Annotated in this window: 9 protein-coding genes; 2 read left to right on the top strand and 7 right to left on the bottom strand. The window is 63.8% G+C overall.

Features of this window, described 5'->3' with window-relative positions:
- Window positions 1-109 precede the first annotated feature (109 nt).
- Window positions 110-1,351 (top strand): acyl-CoA dehydrogenase family protein, encoded by a 1,242-nt coding sequence (locus M5C56_RS20750; RefSeq protein WP_103494796.1) that lies wholly within the window; start codon window positions 110-112, stop codon window positions 1,349-1,351.
- A gap of 148 nt (window positions 1,352-1,499) precedes the next feature.
- Complete coding sequence (locus M5C56_RS20745) at window positions 1,500-2,279, top strand: TSUP family transporter (protein ID WP_103494797.1); 780 nt, start codon at window positions 1,500-1,502, stop codon at window positions 2,277-2,279.
- 147 nt (window positions 2,280-2,426) lie between these two features.
- On the opposite strand, the gene nudC is transcribed toward M5C56_RS20745, so the two are convergent.
- From nudC to M5C56_RS20710, 7 genes are all read right to left on the bottom strand, one after another.
- Window positions 2,427-3,257 carry an NAD(+) diphosphatase gene (nudC, locus tag M5C56_RS20740; protein WP_103494798.1) on the bottom strand — a complete coding sequence of 277 codons (831 nt, stop codon included), beginning with the start codon at window positions 3,255-3,257 and terminating at the stop codon, window positions 2,427-2,429.
- 17 nt (window positions 3,258-3,274) lie between these two features.
- Window positions 3,275-4,087 carry a crotonase/enoyl-CoA hydratase family protein gene (locus tag M5C56_RS20735; protein ID WP_103494799.1) on the bottom strand — a complete coding sequence of 271 codons (813 nt, stop codon included), beginning with the start codon at window positions 4,085-4,087 and terminating at the stop codon, window positions 3,275-3,277.
- 250 nt (window positions 4,088-4,337) lie between these two features.
- Window positions 4,338-5,162 carry an HAD family hydrolase gene (locus M5C56_RS20730; protein WP_103494800.1) on the bottom strand — a complete coding sequence of 275 codons (825 nt, stop codon included), beginning with the start codon at window positions 5,160-5,162 and terminating at the stop codon, window positions 4,338-4,340.
- Window positions 5,159-6,682 carry a glucose-6-phosphate dehydrogenase gene (zwf, locus tag M5C56_RS20725; protein WP_103494801.1) on the bottom strand — a complete coding sequence of 508 codons (1,524 nt, stop codon included), beginning with the start codon at window positions 6,680-6,682 and terminating at the stop codon, window positions 5,159-5,161. The genes M5C56_RS20730 and zwf overlap by 4 nt, the downstream gene beginning before the upstream one ends.
- On the bottom strand, window positions 6,679-7,659 hold the full coding sequence (gnd, locus tag M5C56_RS20720; protein WP_103494802.1) for a phosphogluconate dehydrogenase (NAD(+)-dependent, decarboxylating): 981 nt from the start codon (window positions 7,657-7,659) through the stop codon (window positions 6,679-6,681). Before gnd ends, zwf begins: the two co-directional genes overlap by 4 nt.
- A gap of 115 nt (window positions 7,660-7,774) precedes the next feature.
- Window positions 7,775-12,559: a hypothetical protein gene (locus M5C56_RS20715; protein ID WP_103494803.1), complete on the bottom strand. Its 4,785-nt coding sequence runs from the start codon at window positions 12,557-12,559 to the stop codon at window positions 7,775-7,777.
- A gap of 89 nt (window positions 12,560-12,648) precedes the next feature.
- Window positions 12,649-17,484, bottom strand: coding sequence for a hypothetical protein (locus M5C56_RS20710; RefSeq protein ID WP_247263281.1), 4,836 nt, complete (start codon window positions 17,482-17,484; stop codon window positions 12,649-12,651).
- Between the last annotated feature and the right edge of the window lie 75 nt (window positions 17,485-17,559).

Here is a 17,559-nt window from a genome sequence, read left to right as displayed (position 1 = left end):
CCCGACCACGGCAATCGCCCACGCCACCGGGCCAGGCGCTCTCGGCATGGACCCTGCAACCGCTCCTGGCAATCGCACTTTTCTCTGCCTGCCCTCAAGGAGCTGTCCCATGACCGAACACCAGGTGATCAACCCGCTATCCCTTGGCGTCGACTACGAACCCCTGGCCGAACGCTTTCGGCCGATCTTCGCCCGTATCGCCGCCGGGGCGCTGGAACGGGAGCAATCGCGCAACCTGCCCCACGAGCCGATCCAGTGGCTCAAGCAGGCCGGTTTCGGCGCCGTGCGGGTGCCGGTGGAATATGGCGGCGGCGGTGCTTCCCTGCCCCAGCTGTTCCAACTGCTGATCGAACTGGCCGAAGCCGACTCCAATGTGCCCCAGGCCTTGCGCGGACATTTCGCCTTTGCCGAGGACCGCTTGAATGCCGCGCCCGGGTCGAATCGCGACCTGTGGTTCAAGCGCTTCGTCGACGGCGATATCGTCGGCTGCGCCTGGACCGAAATCGGCAATGTGGTGATTGGCGATGTCGGCACCCAAGTCACCCCGGACGGCGAACACTGGCGCCTCAATGGCGAGAAGTTCTACAGCACCGGGAGCATTTTTGCCGACTGGATCGACGTCTACGCCCGCCGCAGCGACACCGGTGGCAATGTCATCGCCGCCGTGCGCGCACGCCAGCCGGGGGTCGAACACAGCGACGACTGGGATGGTTTCGGCCAGCGCACCACCGGTAGCGGGACCTCGCGCTTTATCGATGCCCCGGTGGAAGCCGGGCATGTAATCGACTTCGCCACCCGCTTCAAATACCAGACCGCGTTCTATCAGTTGGTGTTGCTGGCGACCCTCGCCGGGATCGGCCGGGCGGCGTTGAAGGATGTGGCGCATCAGGTCCGCGAGCGCAAACGGATCTACAGCCACGGCAATGCCCCCCATGTCAGTGGCGACGCCCAGGTGCAGCAGGTGGTGGGCGAAGTCGCCGCCCTGGTGTATGCCGCCGAAGCCAGTGCGGTGCGGGCCGCGCATCCGGCGCAACGGGCTTATATTGCCCGGTTTGGTGCTGACACCGAGGCTGAACGGCAAGCCAATGTGGACGCGGAAATCGAGTCCGCCACCGCCCAGGTGGTGGTGTCCGAGTTGATCCAGCGGGCCACCAGCGAATTGTTCAATGCCCTGGGGGCTTCGGATGTCCGCCAGGGCAAGGCGCTGGACCGACACTGGCGCAATGCGCGGACGGTGTCGTCGCATAATCCGGCGATCTACAAGGCAAGGATTGTCGGGGATTGGCGGATCAACGGGACTGAGCCGCCCTATGATTGGCAGATCGGTAACGGCCCGCAATCAAAGTCATAGTCAACATTTGTGGTGCCTGGTCCACCGCCGCGAAGGCATCAGAACAAGCACCCCATGGGATAAGGTCGCGGCAACATTCGGTAATGGGTAAGATGACGGCCTTTCGGCGCGGCCCTGCCGCGCCACCTGCCGATAGTAAGCCGACCCCATGCCTTTCGATCTCAGCGTAGACCTGACCACCCTCGCCATTCTCACCGTCGTTGCCTTTATCGCCGGATTTATCGACGCCATCGCCGGCGGCGGCGGGCTGCTCACCACCCCGGCCCTGCTCACCGCGGGACTGCCACCGCACCTGGTGCTGGGCACCAACAAACTCAGTTCGACCTTCGGCTCCGCCACCGCCGGTTTCACCTTCTATCGGCGCAAGCTGTTTCAGCCGGGGCAATGGAAACTGGCGATTCTCGGCACCTTCGTCGGCGCGCTGATCGGTGCCGTGACCGCGCACTTCATGCCCGCCGAATGGCTGAACAAGATGCTCCCGGTGATCGTCTTCGCCTGCGGCCTGTACCTGTTGTTCGGCGGCACGCCCAAGGCGCCGCTGGACAGCAACGCGCCGATCAAAAAGAAACGGCAATTGCCCCAGGGCCTCGCCCTGGGTTTCTACGACGGTGTGGCCGGTCCCGGCACCGGTGCCTTCTGGACCGTCAGCAGCCTGCTGCTCTACCCCATCGACCTGGTCAAGGCCAGCGGCGTGGCCCGCAGCCTGAACTTCGTCAGTAATGCCGCCGCACTCTCGGTGTTCGTGTTTTCCGGCCAGGTGGACTGGGTGATCGGCCTGTGCATGGGCATATCGGTGATGGTCGGTGCCTTCTTCGGTGCCCGCACCGCCATCAGCGGCGGCGCGAAGTTTATCCGCCCGGTGTTTATCACCGTGGTCCTCGGCCTGACCGTACGCCTGGCCTGGCAACACTGGTTCAGCGTGGCCTGAATCCAGAGAACACCCCATAACCTGTAGGAGCCGGCTTGCTGGCGATAGCGATTTTCCAGGCGACGCTGATGTCGGCTATCAGATCCCATCGCCAGCAAGCCGGCTCCTACAAGGACGGTGCATGGCCATGAATTGAGCGGTGTAAGGCTAGACCGGCAGCAGCGGTTCCGCATACCCCAGGCGCCTGGCCAGGTACAGGTCGATCAGGTAACGGGCGATTGAACGCGAAGCCGGCAACGGCGGCATATCGTGGATGCTGAACCATTGCGCATCCTCGATCTCATCCGCCTGGGGAACAATCTCGCCACCGGCATACTCGGCGTGAAACCCCAGCATCATCGAGTGCGGGAACGGCCAGCACTGGCTGCCCATGTACTGGATATTCTTCACCTCGACCTGCACTTCCTCGCGCACTTCCCGAATCAGGCATTCCTCCGCCGACTCACCCGGCTCGGCGAAACCGGCCAGGGTGCTGTAGACCCCGGGCACAAAACGCGGCGAACGGGCCAGCAGCACTTCGTCGCCCCGGGTCACCAGCACGATCATGCTCGGCGAAATCCGCGGGTAACTGCGCAAGTCACAGGACTGGCAGAACATCGCCCGCTCCAGCGGCACCTGGGTCATGGCCTGGCCGCAACTGCCGCAGAAGCGGTGCTCGCGGGCCCAGGTCGCGATCTGCGCGGCATAACCGAGCATGCGGTAGAGCGTGTGATCGCCCTCGAGCATGAATGTCCGCAGGCCCTGCCAGCGACCGCCCGGCAGTTCGAAGCCGGACTTCAGTTCCAACAGATAGACCGGCTCGCCGTCCAGATGCCCGATGCCATGCTCGGCCAACAGCGACAGGTCCTGGCGCTTGAGCCACTCACGGGGAAACAGCACCCCATTGTCATCCAGCAGAAAACCGGCGGGGCTATGCACCACGGCCCAGCCGCCGGTCTGCTCGATATCCAGTACTGCGGTTGTCCAGCGTTGAGTCATCGGGAGAGTCCTAGGCGTCAATCAGGGAATTCGGCTTTCTGCTTGCTCATGTGCGCGGCGATGGCGACGCGCAAGTCAGTGGATTGCAACATGGCGGCGTTCCAGGTGGCAACGTATTCCAGACCGTCATCGATCCGATGGTCGCGCATATAGCTGATCATTGCCTTGGTTCCGGTGACGGCAATCGGCGATTTAGCGGCAATTTCCCGGGCAATGCCCAGCACACCGTCGAGCAAGGCCGCCTGATCGGGGTAGACGCGATTGACCAGGCCGATGCGGATCGCTTCGTCGGCACCGAAGTGGCGACCGGTATACGCCAGCTCGCGGAGCATGCCGTCGCCGATGATACGGGGCAAACGTTGCAGAGTACCGACATCGGCGGCCATGCCGATATCCACTTCCTTGATGGAAAACTGCACGTCCTCGGCACAGTAGCGCATGTCACAGGCGGCGATCAGGTCGACGGCACCGCCCAGGCAGTAACCCTGGATCGCCGCCAGGACCGGCTTGCGGCAGTTGTCGACAGCATTGAAGGATGCTTGCAACTCCTGGATCTTGCGCCGCAGCAGGCGGGCGTTGCGGCCGACATCCTTGCCCAGTTCGTTGGCCACCGAGGCCAGCATCATCAGGTCGATCCCGGAGGAGAAGTGTTTGCCGTTGCCGCTGATGACCACCACACGCACGGCGTCGGTGTCTTCGATCCACTGGAAGATCTCGATGATTTCGCTCCAGAAGGCGGCGTTCATCGAGTTGATCTTTTCCGGGCGATTGATCCGGACATGGGCGATGTTGTCTACCAGTTCGACGTGGAAGGCTTGGTATTCGGACATGACGGGCATCCTTGGCAGGGCGAAAAGAGATTCGTCACTATAGCAAGGGCCCGCGTCGGGCTATAGGAAGCGGATGTGCCAAAAGCCGGACGATGCATTGTCAGTCCAGGGTGAATGGCCGCCTACGGCGGTTCGCGGGCAAGCCCTGCTCCTACAGGTTTTTTGTCATACGCAAAAACCGGAATCGACGCAAACATTGTAGGAGCAGGGCTTGCCCGCGAACCGCCATGGGCGGCCATCCACCGCTGATCTATCGGCTGGCCAGAATAAACCGCTCGATGGCCTGAGCCGCGCCATCCTCGCTGTTGCTGCCGGTCACCACATCCGCCTGACGCTTGACCACCTCCTCCGCCTGCCCCATGGCAATCGCCAACCCCGCCCGGTGGAACATCGCCGGGTCGTTGCCGCCATCGCCGATGGCCGCCGTCTGCTCCAAGGGCACGCCAAGGTATTTGGCCAACGTCAGCAACGCCTCGCCCTTGTTCGCCTGCATCGCGGTGATATCCAGGTAGGAACGCTGCGATCGACTGGCCAGCGCCTGCTCCGCCACCAACGGCTGCAACACCGACTCCAGGTCAATCAGCAATTGTCCGTTGCCACTGGCGCCGACAATCTTGTCGATGCGGTCGAGGTACGCCGTGAAGTCGTCCACCACCGTCGGCGCATAACCCAGTGCATGCTGTTCCCGAGGGACCATGGTGCCGTGGGGGTTACGCAGCAGCCAATGGTTGTCGGCAAACACCCAGACCTCAACCTCCTCATGCCGCGACAACAACTCCAGGGTGGTCACCGCCGCCTCGCGGGGGATGTAATGCGTCACCAGATAACTGCCGTCGGGGTTGACCAGCGTGCCACCATTGAACGCCGCAGTGGGAATATCCACCCCCAGCGCCTCGATCTGCTCACGCATGGCCCGCGGCGGGCGCCCGGTGGCGAGGCTGAAAAACACCCCCGCCGCGCGCAACGCCTCCACGGCCTCGACCGTGCGCGGACTGAGGCTGTGATCGGGGCCCAACAAGGTGCCGTCCATATCGCTGAGCAGCAAACGGATCGGATACTTCGCCACCGCCTTCATCCGAGGCTGCGCCAGACACGGCCATCACGGGCCAGCAGTTCGTCGGCGGCAGCCGGGCCATTTTCCCCGGCCTTGTAGCCCTGCACCTGATCGTCCTCGCCCCAGGCATCGAGGAACGGCTGCACTGCCCGCCAGCCGTTCTCGATATTGTCGGCGCGCTGGAACAGCGTCTGGTCACCGGTCAGGCAATCGTAGATCAGGGTTTCATAGCCGGTGGACGGCTGCATCTCGAAGAAGTCCTTGTAGGCAAAACCCAGCTCGACATTGGTCATTTCCAGTGCCGGCCCCGGACGCTTGGCCAGCAGGTCGAACCACATGCCTTCGTTGGGCTGGATCTGGATCTTCAGGTAGGTCGGCTGCAGGCGCTCGACCTCGGTGTCGCGGAACTGCGCATAGGGCGCCGGCTTGAAGCAGATGGCGATTTCCGTGTTGCGTACGTTCATGCGCTTGCCGGTGCGCAGATAGAACGGCACGCCGACCCAGCGCCAGTTGTCGATCATCACCTTGAGCGCGACATAGGTCTCGGTGTTGCTATCGGGCGCCACGTTGCTTTCTTCACGATAACCGGGCACGGCCTTGCCGCCCAGTTCGCCGGCCTGGTACTGGCCGCGCACCGAATTGGCCCGGGCCTCCTCGACCGTCCAGGGACGGATCGCGCCGACCACCTTGGCCTTTTCACCGCGTACCGCATCGGCACCGAACGCCGCCGGTGGCTCCATCGCCACCATCGCCAGCAACTGGAACAGGTGATTGGGCACCATGTCCCGCAGGGCGCCGGTGTGTTCGTAGAAACTGCCACGGGTCTCGACGCCGACGGTCTCGGCGGCAGTGATCTGCACATGGTCGATGTAATGGTTGTTCCAGAACGCTTCGAACAGACCGCTGGAGAAACGGCTGACCAGGATGTTCTGCACGGTTTCCTTGCCCAGGTAATGGTCGATGCGATAGATCTGCTTCTCGCTCATCACCTTGAGCAGGCGGGCGTTCAAGGCCTCGGCGGTGGCCAGGTCGGAACCGAAGGGTTTTTCGATCACCACCCGACGAAACACCCCGTCGCTTTCCTCCAGCAAGCCGGCCGCGCCCAGGCGCCGCGCCACTTCGCTGAAGAAACGCGGCGCGGTGGCCAGGTAGAACATCGCATTGCCCGTGCCGCTGGCGATGATTTTCTCGCCCAGGGCGACATAGGTCGCGTCGTCGAGGAAGTCGCCCTGCACGTAACTGATGTGTTTGGCCAGGCGCTTCCAGAGTTCGGCATCCAGCGCGGTCTCCGCGCCTTCCCCGGTCTTGGCCGCGACTTCGGCGCGACTGAAGTCTTCGAGTTTCTTGGCGAAATCGGCATCGCTGATGGCGTTGTGATCGACCCCGACGATATGCAGGTTATCGCCCAGCAGACCATCGCGCGTCAGGTTGTAGAGCGCCGGCATCAACAGGCGCTTGACCAGGTCCCCATGGGCACCGAACAGAAACAGCGTGGTCGGCGGCGCGGGCTCTACCTTGCGCTTGCTACGGGAGGCATTCATTTTTTCGGGGTCTCCACATGGCCGCCGAAACCGAAGCGCATGGCCGACAGCAGTTTGTCACCATAGGTGCTTTGCTGGCGGGAACGGAAGCGGGCAAACAGCGAATTGGACAACACCGGGACCGGCACCGCTTGTTCCATGGCCGCCTCGATGGTCCAGCGCCCTTCGCCGCTGTCGGCCACCGCGCCGCTGTAACCGTCGAGTTTCGGGTCACTGGCCAGGGCGTCGGCGGTCAGGTCCAGCAGCCAGGACGAAACCACGCTGCCGCGCCGCCAGACTTCGGCGATATCCCCCAGGTTCAGGTCGAAACGCTGGTCCTCGGGCAGGCTCGGCGAGTTCTTGGTCTTGAGGATGTCGAAGCCCTCGGCGAAGGCCTGCATCATGCCGTACTCGATGCCGTTGTGGATCATCTTGACGAAGTGCCCGGAGCCCGGTGGGCCGGCATGGATATAACCGCGCTCGGCGCGGTCGTCGGCGCTGACCCGGTCGCGGGTGCGGGGAATGCTGCCGATCCCGGGGGCCAGGCTGGCGAACAGCGGATCGAGGCGTTCGACCACCTTGGCGTCACCGCCGATCATCATGCAGTAACCGCGCTCCAGGCCCCAGACCCCGCCGGAAGTGCCGACGTCGATATAGTCGATGCCCTTTTGCGCCAGCTCCTGGCCGCGACGGATATCGTCCTTGTAGAAGGTGTTGCCGCCGTCGATGATCACATCGCCGGCGTCCAGCAGTTTACTCAGTTCGGCAATGGTGTCCTCGGTCGGCGCACCGGCCGGCAGCATCACCCAGACCGCGCGCGGCTTATCCAGGCCGGCCACCAGTGCCGACAGGTCGGCGACGCCGCTGGCGCCCTCTTTAGCCAGGGTGCTGACGAAGTCGGTATTGCGGTCATACACCACTGTCTGATGGCCATCAAGCATCAGGCGCCGCGCGATATTGCCGCCCATGCGGCCCAGTCCGATGATTCCCAGTTGCATGCAGGGTACTCCCGATATCGATGAAAAAGCTCTGACACACCTTAGCCCAGCGGCAGGCGGATGTCTGTCTCGATATCGGTCGGGACACTGATTGCAGACGCCAAGCGGCCTGTTTTCAAGCGGCTCTATCCACTTCGCCAGTATTGAAAAACAGCGCCTGGGCCACACGCTTGTCGAGGATCTGGCCCCGGTGGATATCCAGCGTCAACTGCGCCCGGCCGCCCTGCCCGGCCTCGATCCTCGCCGCCGCCCGGTGCCGGGCCGTGGCCTGGGCCTTGCTGCCTAGGCGCCGTTGCGCAAGGGTCTTGAGATGCGCGCTGACAAACCCGGCATCCGCCGTGGTGGCTGCCGGGTAATGGAAATGCGCGTACCACAGGGGACGGCCATCCTTGTGGCTGACCACATACTCTTGCAGGAAACCGCCCTGTTCCTGCGCCTGTCGCCCGCCGGCGCGGTGAATATCCACCTGGTCCTGCTCTTTCAGATACTGCAGACGCGCCAACCGCGGGGGATTGCGCTTGATCGCGGTGATACGCGCCTGACGCCCTTCGGCGATCAGCCGGGCGGCTTCGTGGCGCAAGCTGTCCTTGAGCGTTCGAGCGGTTTTCATGGGCGCCGATGTCCCGCCGCTCTCAGTGAGGGCCTGTTGGATATCGTCCGCCAAGGCGTTCAGTTTCTGCGCCTTCAGCTCCAGGATACCTTGCAGGTCGCGGGGGTCCTTGGAGGTTCCGGTCAACGCCATCACCTGGCGAATCAAGGCCTCGACACCCTCGCGCTCGACCTGACCCTGGGTCACCAGCCGGGACAGTCCGACCTTGCGCGGGATCGGCGGTGCCGGCTCGGCTTTCACTTCCTCCCAGAAGGTGTCCTGGGCATCCTCCTTGTTCTCCTTGAAGGCCGACACCAGTGCGCCGTTGGGATCGGTGATCTCGACGATCTCATCCTCCTGTTCGGGCGTACGCTCGCGTACCCGGCCGACAAACACTTCACGGTTGCGGGTGCGGATAAACTTCTTGCGCGTGCCGCCAGCCACCGGAGCGGGCCTGGGATCGGGTTCGGCCGGCGCGGTCTCCTCCCATAATTCGAACAGTCTGTTCAGCGCCCCTTCACGCAACTGCGCCAGCAGCCCCGACAGGCGCGTGGCGTATTCGAGCAGGCGCTGTTGCGGCATCAGGCCTTGCAAATAATTCAGCAAGTCGTGGGTCTCATCGTAGCGATTGACGGCCGTCAGCAAGGCATCGATACGGTCCTGGCGCGGATCTTCGGCACTCAGGCGATTGATGGTGTTGGTCACGTACCGGGTTTGCTCGGCGCTGTGCTTGATGGCCGCGAAAATCTGATCGTCCATTTGCAAGGTGATCTGCAAAGGCAGTTCGTCCAGGGTCAAGGCCAGCAGGGTCGGCAGTTGCACCGCCTGCCAGTCCAACGGGGTGAACGGTTGCACCAGCGCCTGCTCCAGTGCGGCGGCTTGCGCCGGCCCCGGTTCGGGAAGCGCCCGCAACTCATCGAGCGCGGCATATTCCCGTGAGCTCCAGAAGATCTGCTTGTCGGTGATCTCGACATTGTTCTTCAGATTGGCGACGACCTGGGCATAACGGGCATCCGAGTCGGCGGCGATCATCTCGTTGATCTCCCGGGCACTCAGGCTGCCTTCGCGGCCCACCGCCAGGGACAGGTTCAACAATGTCCGGCAATTGCGCACGCTGTCGGCCAAGGCGGCCACCAGCGTCGCCGATTTGGGCACCACCTGGCGATTGTCATTGAACGCCTTGATAAGGCGGATCTTTTCTTCGAGGGCCACCTGCAAGCCCTCCAGTTTGCCCAGGTATTCGCGACGTTTGTCACTGCGCTGTCGGTCGCTGAAGTTCTTCGCGGTCTTGCCCTCGCTCATGGTCTCAAGACGCTTGCGCAGTATTTCGGCCTCGTTCAACAGGGTGCCGATGCGCGCCGAAGCCTGGGTCATTTGCTCGTGCAGCGCGCTCGCCCGGTCGCGCAGCTTGCGCTGCAGGCGCGCCTGCACGGTTTCGCGGCCGCTGCCACCGCGCAGGCGCAGACGCAGATCGAAGCGCCAGCGACCTTGCTCATCGCGCTCCAGAAACGGCCCCGGAACGCCCGAAGCATCGACCACACGGGGCCCGTCATCACTCCACGCGACCTGATACAGGGCATTCTCGATCAGCGCGTGCCAGCCCGTGTCCCCGGCCCCCCCGAGATGCACCAGTCCCTTGTTCGGACCGCTTGCGGAAACCGAACCAAGGCTATCGAGTCGCGGCGGCGTGTCGAAGACCCTGACACTGAACTTCTCCAGGGCTTTGCGCGAGGCCATCGACAGGGCCTGGCGCGGATTCGACCAGGACAAGTCGAAAGGCAGTGGTGGCGAATCGTCGGAAGTCGGAGGCACTGTGATCCGCTCAAGCAACACCTCCCCCTCGATCGCCAAGGGCTCGCGCTGATCCGCCGACTCCGGGGTGGTAAACGACTCCGGCAACGGCTCGCGCTCATCCGCCGTCACCTCATGCAACAGAACCGCCGCCAGGTTGCTCAGCATATCGGCCCAGCCCTGGGCCCGGGCATCCTCGTCGTCGCCCTGCAACCCCGGCAGGTCCTGGCGAATCCCCCGGTAGAGCAGGATCAACCAGCTGGCCTGGGTCAACGGGCCGCTGGCAAACATCAGCATCGAGCTGAACAGCTGCCATCCGCTGTCCTTCAAGCGCGCCCAACGTTTTTCCGCATTCGACCACAACTGCATATCGGCCTGGCGGATCACCGCGTTGATGCAGGCATGAAACAGATGGTGGACATAGTCCTCGGCGACTTCCTCGCCGCCCAGGGTTGCCGGTGCCGCCGGTGCCGGTAACGGCGCGGCTTCATCACCCGGCAGGACCGAGCCGAGATGGGGCTGGCGGAAACCGCCGTTGGCATACACCGCACGTCGATTGGCGGGGAGCCAGGCCAGCATACTGTCCTGCAAGGCTCCCGATTGCCCGACTGCCTCCAGCAGCGCCGGCCGGCTGACATACTCGCCCAGGGGCGGGTCGAACAGCGGACGGTAAAGCAGATGCGGGCCCCGGCGGGTATCCCGGGGCTCGATAAGAAACATGCCCGCAGCCTTGTCCGGGCTCGCCCCAGGACTGGCCAGAAAGGCCAGCGGCCGGAGCACGATCGGCAGGCCGTCGACCTGGCGATCACGGGCGTCGAACGCCAACATCGCCCTGACCAGCCGATAGCCCATTTCGGTCATCCCCTGTTCGCCACGGAGCTTGAGTTCCAATGCCGCCAGGGGCAGTTGGGCCTGGATCTGGTGGAAAAAGCGTTGCTGGCGGAACACCGCATACCGCGTATCGTCCAACAGCCGCTGCCGCAGGTAGGCCGGGTAGCCGGCACCGATATCCACCTCGGCGATCAGTTCCAGTAGATAGTCGGCCGTCATCCAGTCCGGCAGCGGCACATCAGCGGCGAGCCGGACACGCATCCGCGTCGCGCCGAAACGAAAATCATCGAGGTTTTCCAGCGCCAGTTCGGGCAGCGTCAACTGGACTTCCTCGAACTCACCCAGCACGTCCGGCAACAGCGGCTTGCGCCGGTACTTCTCCAGCGTCAGGAGGATGTCCTGCATGCGGATCTCCGGCATCCGCGGATGCCGCCGCGCCATGGCCGCCCTCAGCGCCTGTCGGCTAAAGCGCGACAGCGAAGCCACCTCGTCGAAAATACTGTGGGACGATGACTTGCCCAGTGCCGCGACCAAGGTCGATAACAGCCCGGCATAACCGCGCCGGTCCGCCTCTGCGGCGTTCAGCAGCCACAGCGGCGCCGCCTCGCGCACCCGCCGTTGCAGAGGGGTGAGCGGCGCAGGTGCGGGCGTAGCAAACCAGTCTCCCGGATCGGTGATGCGCTCGACGCGCGCCGACCAGGACTCGCCCGCTCCCTGCGTAACGCCGCGCGGCAAACGCTCCAGCGCGCGCAACTGGTTTTCCAGCAAGGCCCCGGCCAGGTTGTCGAAGACATTCAGCTGCGAGAGGATCAGGTCGACCTTCCCGGGGTCCGGCACCTGACCACGCAATAGCGTCCAGAGCTCATCGACTGGCTGCAAGCGCTGTACATCATGACCCGGGCGGAGCAGGAAATAGGCAAAGTCCGAGGCTGACAGCTGGCGGGCGAAAACCACCGCGACGGGCGTGACGCCAAGCCGTTGCCGCCGACCCTTGGCATGCAACAGATAAGCCGCCAGGGCATTCTTGCCCAGCAGGCTGTCGCGGGTTGACTGGTCTTCGCTGACCAACGCCTTGGGCAACCTCTGGCTGGCCTGGAGCGCCAGGCTATTGGGCATGCTGCCGGCGCCGTACATCGAAACGAACAGCAGGTTCGAGAGGGCCGCGCAACGGCTGGGAATCTCCGGCGCGTGCCGATCCCAACCAGGCACCCAGGCGTCCGAGCCCGGGACCTTGCCCGCCCAGCCGGGCACCGGTTCATTCCAGAACGCAATAAGCTGTGCCTTGAACACTTCGAGCAGGGCATCGCCCCACTGATTGAGCGCCGCACCCAACCGTTTCAGGTCCACCGTCGTGACCGCAACCTCGACCGGCGAGCCGGGTGCCCGGCTCACCAGTATCGAATCGGGAGCGTCATAACGCGGGCTCCAGCCTTCGCTGAAGCGCCGCAACAGGACTTCGGACAAGCCGCTGTATCGATAGCGGGAGGCCGGCTGCCGCTCTCCGAGCCAGAGGGTTTCAGCCTGGATCCGTTGCCCCTGAACCCTGAGGTCGGGAGCCTGTTGGTCCAGCGCCGCCTGCACCAGCGAGTCCACCACCGACGACAGTGTCGGTCGAGCGGCGAAAAGCGTGCGGGCGGTGTTTCGGTAGTGTTGAAGTGAAGTCTCCAGCGAGGTCGGCAGGGAGATCATGAGGCCGCAATCCTTGACATGGGAAAGCGGCCAGCTAACAGGAACCTGTCAGCCCTCGCGCGGTAGCGGGCTATACCGCGTCACGCGGTTCAATCAATCGGGTTCGCGGGCACCGGGAAAAAATACTGTTGCGCCGCCGCCAGGTCGATCCGGCTGCGATAGATCTGCAACGCCACGTTGGCACTGCCACCCTTCCCCGTCTGGATCTTCTTGAAGGCCTTTTCCTGCTCCAGCGACTGGTACTTGCCGCCGAGCTTGCGCTGCTCGAGGGTTTTCAAGTGGGCGGCACCGAAGGCCGAGTCGAGTGCCGACAGGCTCGGGTAATGAAAGTGCGCGTACCACAGCGGCTTGCCGTCCTTGTCGAGCAACGCATACTCCTGCAGGAAATCATTCTTGCCGAGCGGGATCCGCTCGCCTTCCTTGCGGATGCTCACTTCGCCCAGCCCCAACAGGTAGTCGATACGCGGCATTTCCGGTGGGTTGGCCTTGATCGCGAGGATCCGTGCGTACTGCCCGGAAGCCCGCAGTCTCGGTGCCGCGTCACGCAGTTGCTGCGCCACCGCCTGGGCATTCCTGACCCGCTCCGGATTGCGCGGCGGCGTTTGCGCCACGCCGAGGAGCTTGTCGATCTCCGTGGCCTGGTGCTCCATCGCCTCGGCCTGCAAGCGCAGGATGTCCTCCTGCGCCCTGGGCGCATTGGAACGCACGGCCTGGCGCATGACCCGATCGATCGCCGACGCTTCGTCGTTGAGCAACTGGCGCGCGTTGGACACCCGTTTTTCCAGTCCGACCTCGGGCCTGATCACCGCCGGCCTGGCCGGTTTGTCCGGGGCGACGACCGCTTCCCAGAGCCCATCGGCGGTATTTTTCCGGTAGGTCTCGATCACCTGCCCATAGACATCGCTGACCTGCACGGTCTCTTCGCCATCTGCCGATGCCGGTGCCTGGACCTCACCGGACAAAAGCTGCCGGTGGCGCGTACGGATGACTTTTCTCGTGGTCTTCTTGGCCGATGGGCCAGCAACAGGCATCGGCGGCAGTTCCCAATCATCCTGGCCCAGCAACAGGCGCAGATCTTCCCGGGTATCCTGCCCAAGTGCCTTCAGTGCCGCGAGCACCTGGTCGAGCTTTTCCGTGGGCAGGCGACGACTGACCAGCGTCGCCAGATAGAACTCGAGCTTTTCCTGTAGATCACCGGATTGCTCGACAACCGACTCCAGCAGCTCGATACGCTCGCCGGTCAACAATTTGACCTCATCAAGGGCATCGAGAGAGGAGTAATAGGACACATACGAGCGATGGATCTGATCCCAGATGTCCTCAAACATTTCCTGCCCGAGATGCTCGGGCGTCAGCTCGCCCAGGGCAAAACGGTTCTTCAACTGCGCAATCTTCCAGGCGCGGACTTCCACCTCGATGGAGCCCCAGCCGACCGTTTTAATCAGCCGCTGATAGTTTTCCCGGCCGTCGCGTATCTGTCTCAGTTGATCGAGCCAGTCCTTCTGCCAAAGGGCCCAGTCGACCGCCTTATCAGTGGCCGTGGCATCACGCTCCCACTCGGCCTGGACCAAAGCCGGTGCTAACTGCTCTGCTTCAGGCAGTTGGGAAGCCCTCGAATAGGGCATACCCAGTCGTTCCAACAACCAGGTTTGCTGGGCATGGAGCAAGGTCTGCAGTCCCATCACCCCGTTGTCCAGCGCATTGATCTGAAAGGGCCGCACGGCCTTGATCAGCCGGGTATCGGCCATCAATTTTTTGCTCAGGTCCAGTTGTTGGCGGTAGTTCTGCAGATTTTCCTCCAGCAAGGCAGTCATCTCGCCAAGCAGTGCGGTTCGACGTTCGTAGGTGACCCGCTTGGCCGTCTCGCCCTCGGTCGCCAGCCTCCAGCGCTTGACACTGCTGCTGATCGACGGCTCGCTATCCTTGGTCTGCTGGTTGAGAGCTATCAGTGTCTCGCGCGCCTCGACGAGGTTTTGCCCTCCACCGGCCTGGGCCCGCTTGGGCGGACTGCCACCGCGTAAACGCATATCCAGGCTCCAGCGCCCCTGCTCGTCGCTGCGCACCCAGGGTCCGGCATTGCCGTGCTCGTCGACGACTCTGATGCCCTCTTCGTCGGCCTCCCAGGCCACCTCGTAAAGATCACCCTGGATCAAGGCGCACCATTTGCCCTTGCCGGCATCCTCGATATGGACCAATCCCCGAGCCGGCCCCGAGTCCGCCACGCGACCCAGTTCGGTCAAGGCCGATGCCGGCTTGTCAAACGCACGCAGACGATAGGCGCGGACCCGCCTCATCAACGAATCGGGGATTGGCCAGCCCGACATCGACCACGCACTCAATTCGACTCGGGGCAAGTCGGGCGCCCGCGCGATGGTCGGCGCGGGCAACGCTTCCGCGCGCGGCGGCGCAGGCCTGGGCAACGGCGGTGCCTCGGTTTCACCCGGGGCGGAAGCGGCGCGATAGTGCAGCAGCAAGGCCGCGAGATTGAACAACAGGTCCGCCGCTCCCGCCGACTGTTCCGCCCGATTGTCGCTGTCCAGTGCCCGTAGATCGTCGTGACCGATCTTCAGGACCACCAGCCAGCCGAGCACCTCCACCAGACGCCCGACATAAGGCAGCAGGCCGGCAAACGGTAGTTGGGTGATGCCCAGCAGCACCCGCCAGGCGCCCTCCTTCCAGTCCGCCCAGCGCTGCTCGGCATTGGACACCGACTGCCGGTCGGCCTGCTCGACCTGGGCCTTGACCATGGCGGCGAAGATCGCCGGCAGGTAGTCACCTTCGACAGTGCCCTCGGCGAGCGTTGCGGGGACGGGCCTGGACAGTGCCGGCGCGAACTCGTCGCCGCCGAGGAACTGCTCGATATGCGCTGCGTCGAAGCCCCCATGGTCATAACGCTGACGTGCCGTTTCGCTCATCCAGGTCAAGACGCTGCGCTGCAGATCGCCGGGCTGGCGGATCGCGGCGAGCAACGCCTGGCGGGTTTCGAATTGGCGCAGCGGTTGTTGCAGGAACAACGGGCGGTACAGGATCAACGGGCCGCGGCTCATATCCCGTGGACCGATCAGGAACATCGCCTGCACCTCGTCAGCCTGCCAGTCGTCCCTGGCCTTGAACGCCAGGGGCCGCAGGACGATTTCCACGGTATCGACAAAGCGCCCCGGACCCGCCGGTTGGACCAGCGCCTGCACGTAACGAAAGCCGTCGAGGCTGAAACCCGACGCCCCCTTGATCTTCAACTCCAGGGCCTGGAGCGGCAAACGCACCCGCCACTGCGCAACGAACAATGCCTCGCGCCGCCGGGCCTCGGCGACATCAGTGATCAAATGCTCCTTGAGCAGGTCCGGGTAGGCCTGGCCGATGTCGGCGCGGGTCACCAGGCCGCGCAGGTAATCCGCAGTCATCCACTGCGGGACGGGCTCCGGCAACCCGCGCACCTCGATGCGAATCCGCATACCGGTATGGCGCATGCCCCCCAGGTTGGCCAGCGCCAGTTCCACCAGCGTCATATCGACCGGCACCGTGACCTGTGCCTGTTGCGGGTCAAGGGTCTGGGTAGCGCTATAGTCGAGTTTGTCGATAGTGAGCTTGATTGCATTCGGGTCGATGACACGGGTCCCGGGATAGTCCTGGAGCATCAGCGCCTGCAATCGCCGCGCGGCGAATTCATTGAGGGTGCCAATATCTTCGAGGAAATGCCGGCCTCCAGACTCACACTGCTGACGTGCCAGTTCCCGCAGCAAAGCGCTGTAGCTTGAACGATCGGCAAGCGAGGCCCCCAGTAGCCAGTCGGGCAGCGATTCGCTGGTCAGCCCCAGGGCCGCCGGGCCGCAGCGCTCCTGCCTGAGCACCTGGAAACGACTGGCATCCTGGGTCCTCGCGGGCACGGCGAACCACTTGCCCGGATCGGTAATATCGTCCACCCAACGCTGAAGATGCGCCCTGGCCTCCCAGTCGCCCGGCGGCGTCGCGCTCAGCGCCTGCAATTGATATTCGAGCAAGCCTTTTGCCAGGCTGTCGCCGATGACTTCGGCCGGTTCATTCCAGCGCCAGACAAGCGACTCCCTTATTTCCAGATTGCGCCCGGCGGTCCGGCTGCCGATCAGCATCGCGACCAGCTCGGCACTGTCCATCTTGCCCTGGCGCAAGCCGCCCTCTCCCGGATGGAAATAGAGCGGATAGGGCAATGGCTGTAGATTTTCTTCATAGCGCAGGAAGTCGATCACCGGAAACAGCTCCGGGTAGCGTCGGCCCTGGGCATCCACGCTGAAGACCCGGGTCTCGAAGGCGCGAATATCCAGGATCGGGCTTTCGCCCTGCGCATCGCCAGGCGAGTAACCCATGTAGAACGGCAGGCGACTCAGGTCCGCAAGTCCTGTGCGGCCGGGCGTCTGGCCCGGAACGAGCAAGCGTCCGATCGCCGCCGCCAGCCGCGCCCAACGGCTCGGTCCATGCCCCTCCGGCGATTGATTCCAACGCTCGATCAGTTGCTGTTTCAGACTCTCCAGCAACCGTGATCGCGCCGCCTGGTCCAGGCGCTTGAGCAGCCCGTCGAGATCGATCGCCAGGGGTTTCTGCGCGGCCGGTGGCTGCTCGCGCCAGAGCAGGTTATGGGTTTCCAGGCGCGGGCTCCTGGAAGCCCCCCAGACCGGAACCCGAAGGGCGAAGCGCTCGACCATGACCTCGCTGAGGCTGTAATAGTTATGCCCTGCCGGGGCACCATCGATACCCTGGGCCAAGACCCAATAGGGCACGGCGAGGCGTACCCGCTCGGCCGACAGTTCGAATTCGCCATAGTGCTCGTCCAACACCGCCTGAACCAGCGGTGTCGCGACCGAGAGCAAACTGGGGCGATCGGCGAAAAGTGCCTTGGCGACCGAAGTCGGATCCATCGGTTGACTGTCCGGAACCGGCGACTGCGTTGACATGGTTGACGTCCTCGTTCGAATGATAGGAACGAGTCGTTACCGGGTGCATCGGTTTGCCGGCCACGACTCCAGGAG

The sequence above is a fragment of the Pseudomonas sp. MWU13-2862 genome (assembly GCF_023242495.1).
In the GTDB taxonomy this organism is placed as follows: Bacteria; Pseudomonadota; Gammaproteobacteria; order Pseudomonadales; family Pseudomonadaceae; genus Aquipseudomonas; species Aquipseudomonas gingeri_D.
Note: the sequence above shows the minus strand (reverse complement) of the source record. Positions and strands in the feature narration are given on the sequence as shown.

What these genes read in the sequence shown, in the direction of transcription:
- zwf (WP_103494801.1), bottom strand. Translation starts at nt 6,682, where the DNA reads ATGAATGCCTCCCGTAGCAAGCGCAAGGTAGAGCCCGCGCCGCCGACC.
- nudC (WP_103494798.1), bottom strand. Translation starts at nt 3,257, where the DNA reads ATGACTCAACGCTGGACAACCGCAGTACTGGATATCGAGCAGACCGGC.
- M5C56_RS20750 (WP_103494796.1), top strand. Translation starts at nt 110, where the DNA reads ATGACCGAACACCAGGTGATCAACCCGCTATCCCTTGGCGTCGACTAC.
- M5C56_RS20735 (WP_103494799.1), bottom strand. Translation starts at nt 4,087, where the DNA reads ATGTCCGAATACCAAGCCTTCCACGTCGAACTGGTAGACAACATCGCC.
- M5C56_RS20730 (WP_103494800.1), bottom strand. Translation starts at nt 5,162, where the DNA reads ATGAAGGCGGTGGCGAAGTATCCGATCCGTTTGCTGCTCAGCGATATG.
- M5C56_RS20745 (WP_103494797.1), top strand. Translation starts at nt 1,500, where the DNA reads ATGCCTTTCGATCTCAGCGTAGACCTGACCACCCTCGCCATTCTCACC.
- gnd (WP_103494802.1), bottom strand. Translation starts at nt 7,659, where the DNA reads ATGCAACTGGGAATCATCGGACTGGGCCGCATGGGCGGCAATATCGCG.
- M5C56_RS20715 (WP_103494803.1), bottom strand. Translation starts at nt 12,559, where the DNA reads ATGATCTCCCTGCCGACCTCGCTGGAGACTTCACTTCAACACTACCGA.
- M5C56_RS20710 (WP_247263281.1), bottom strand. Translation starts at nt 17,484, where the DNA reads ATGTCAACGCAGTCGCCGGTTCCGGACAGTCAACCGATGGATCCGACT.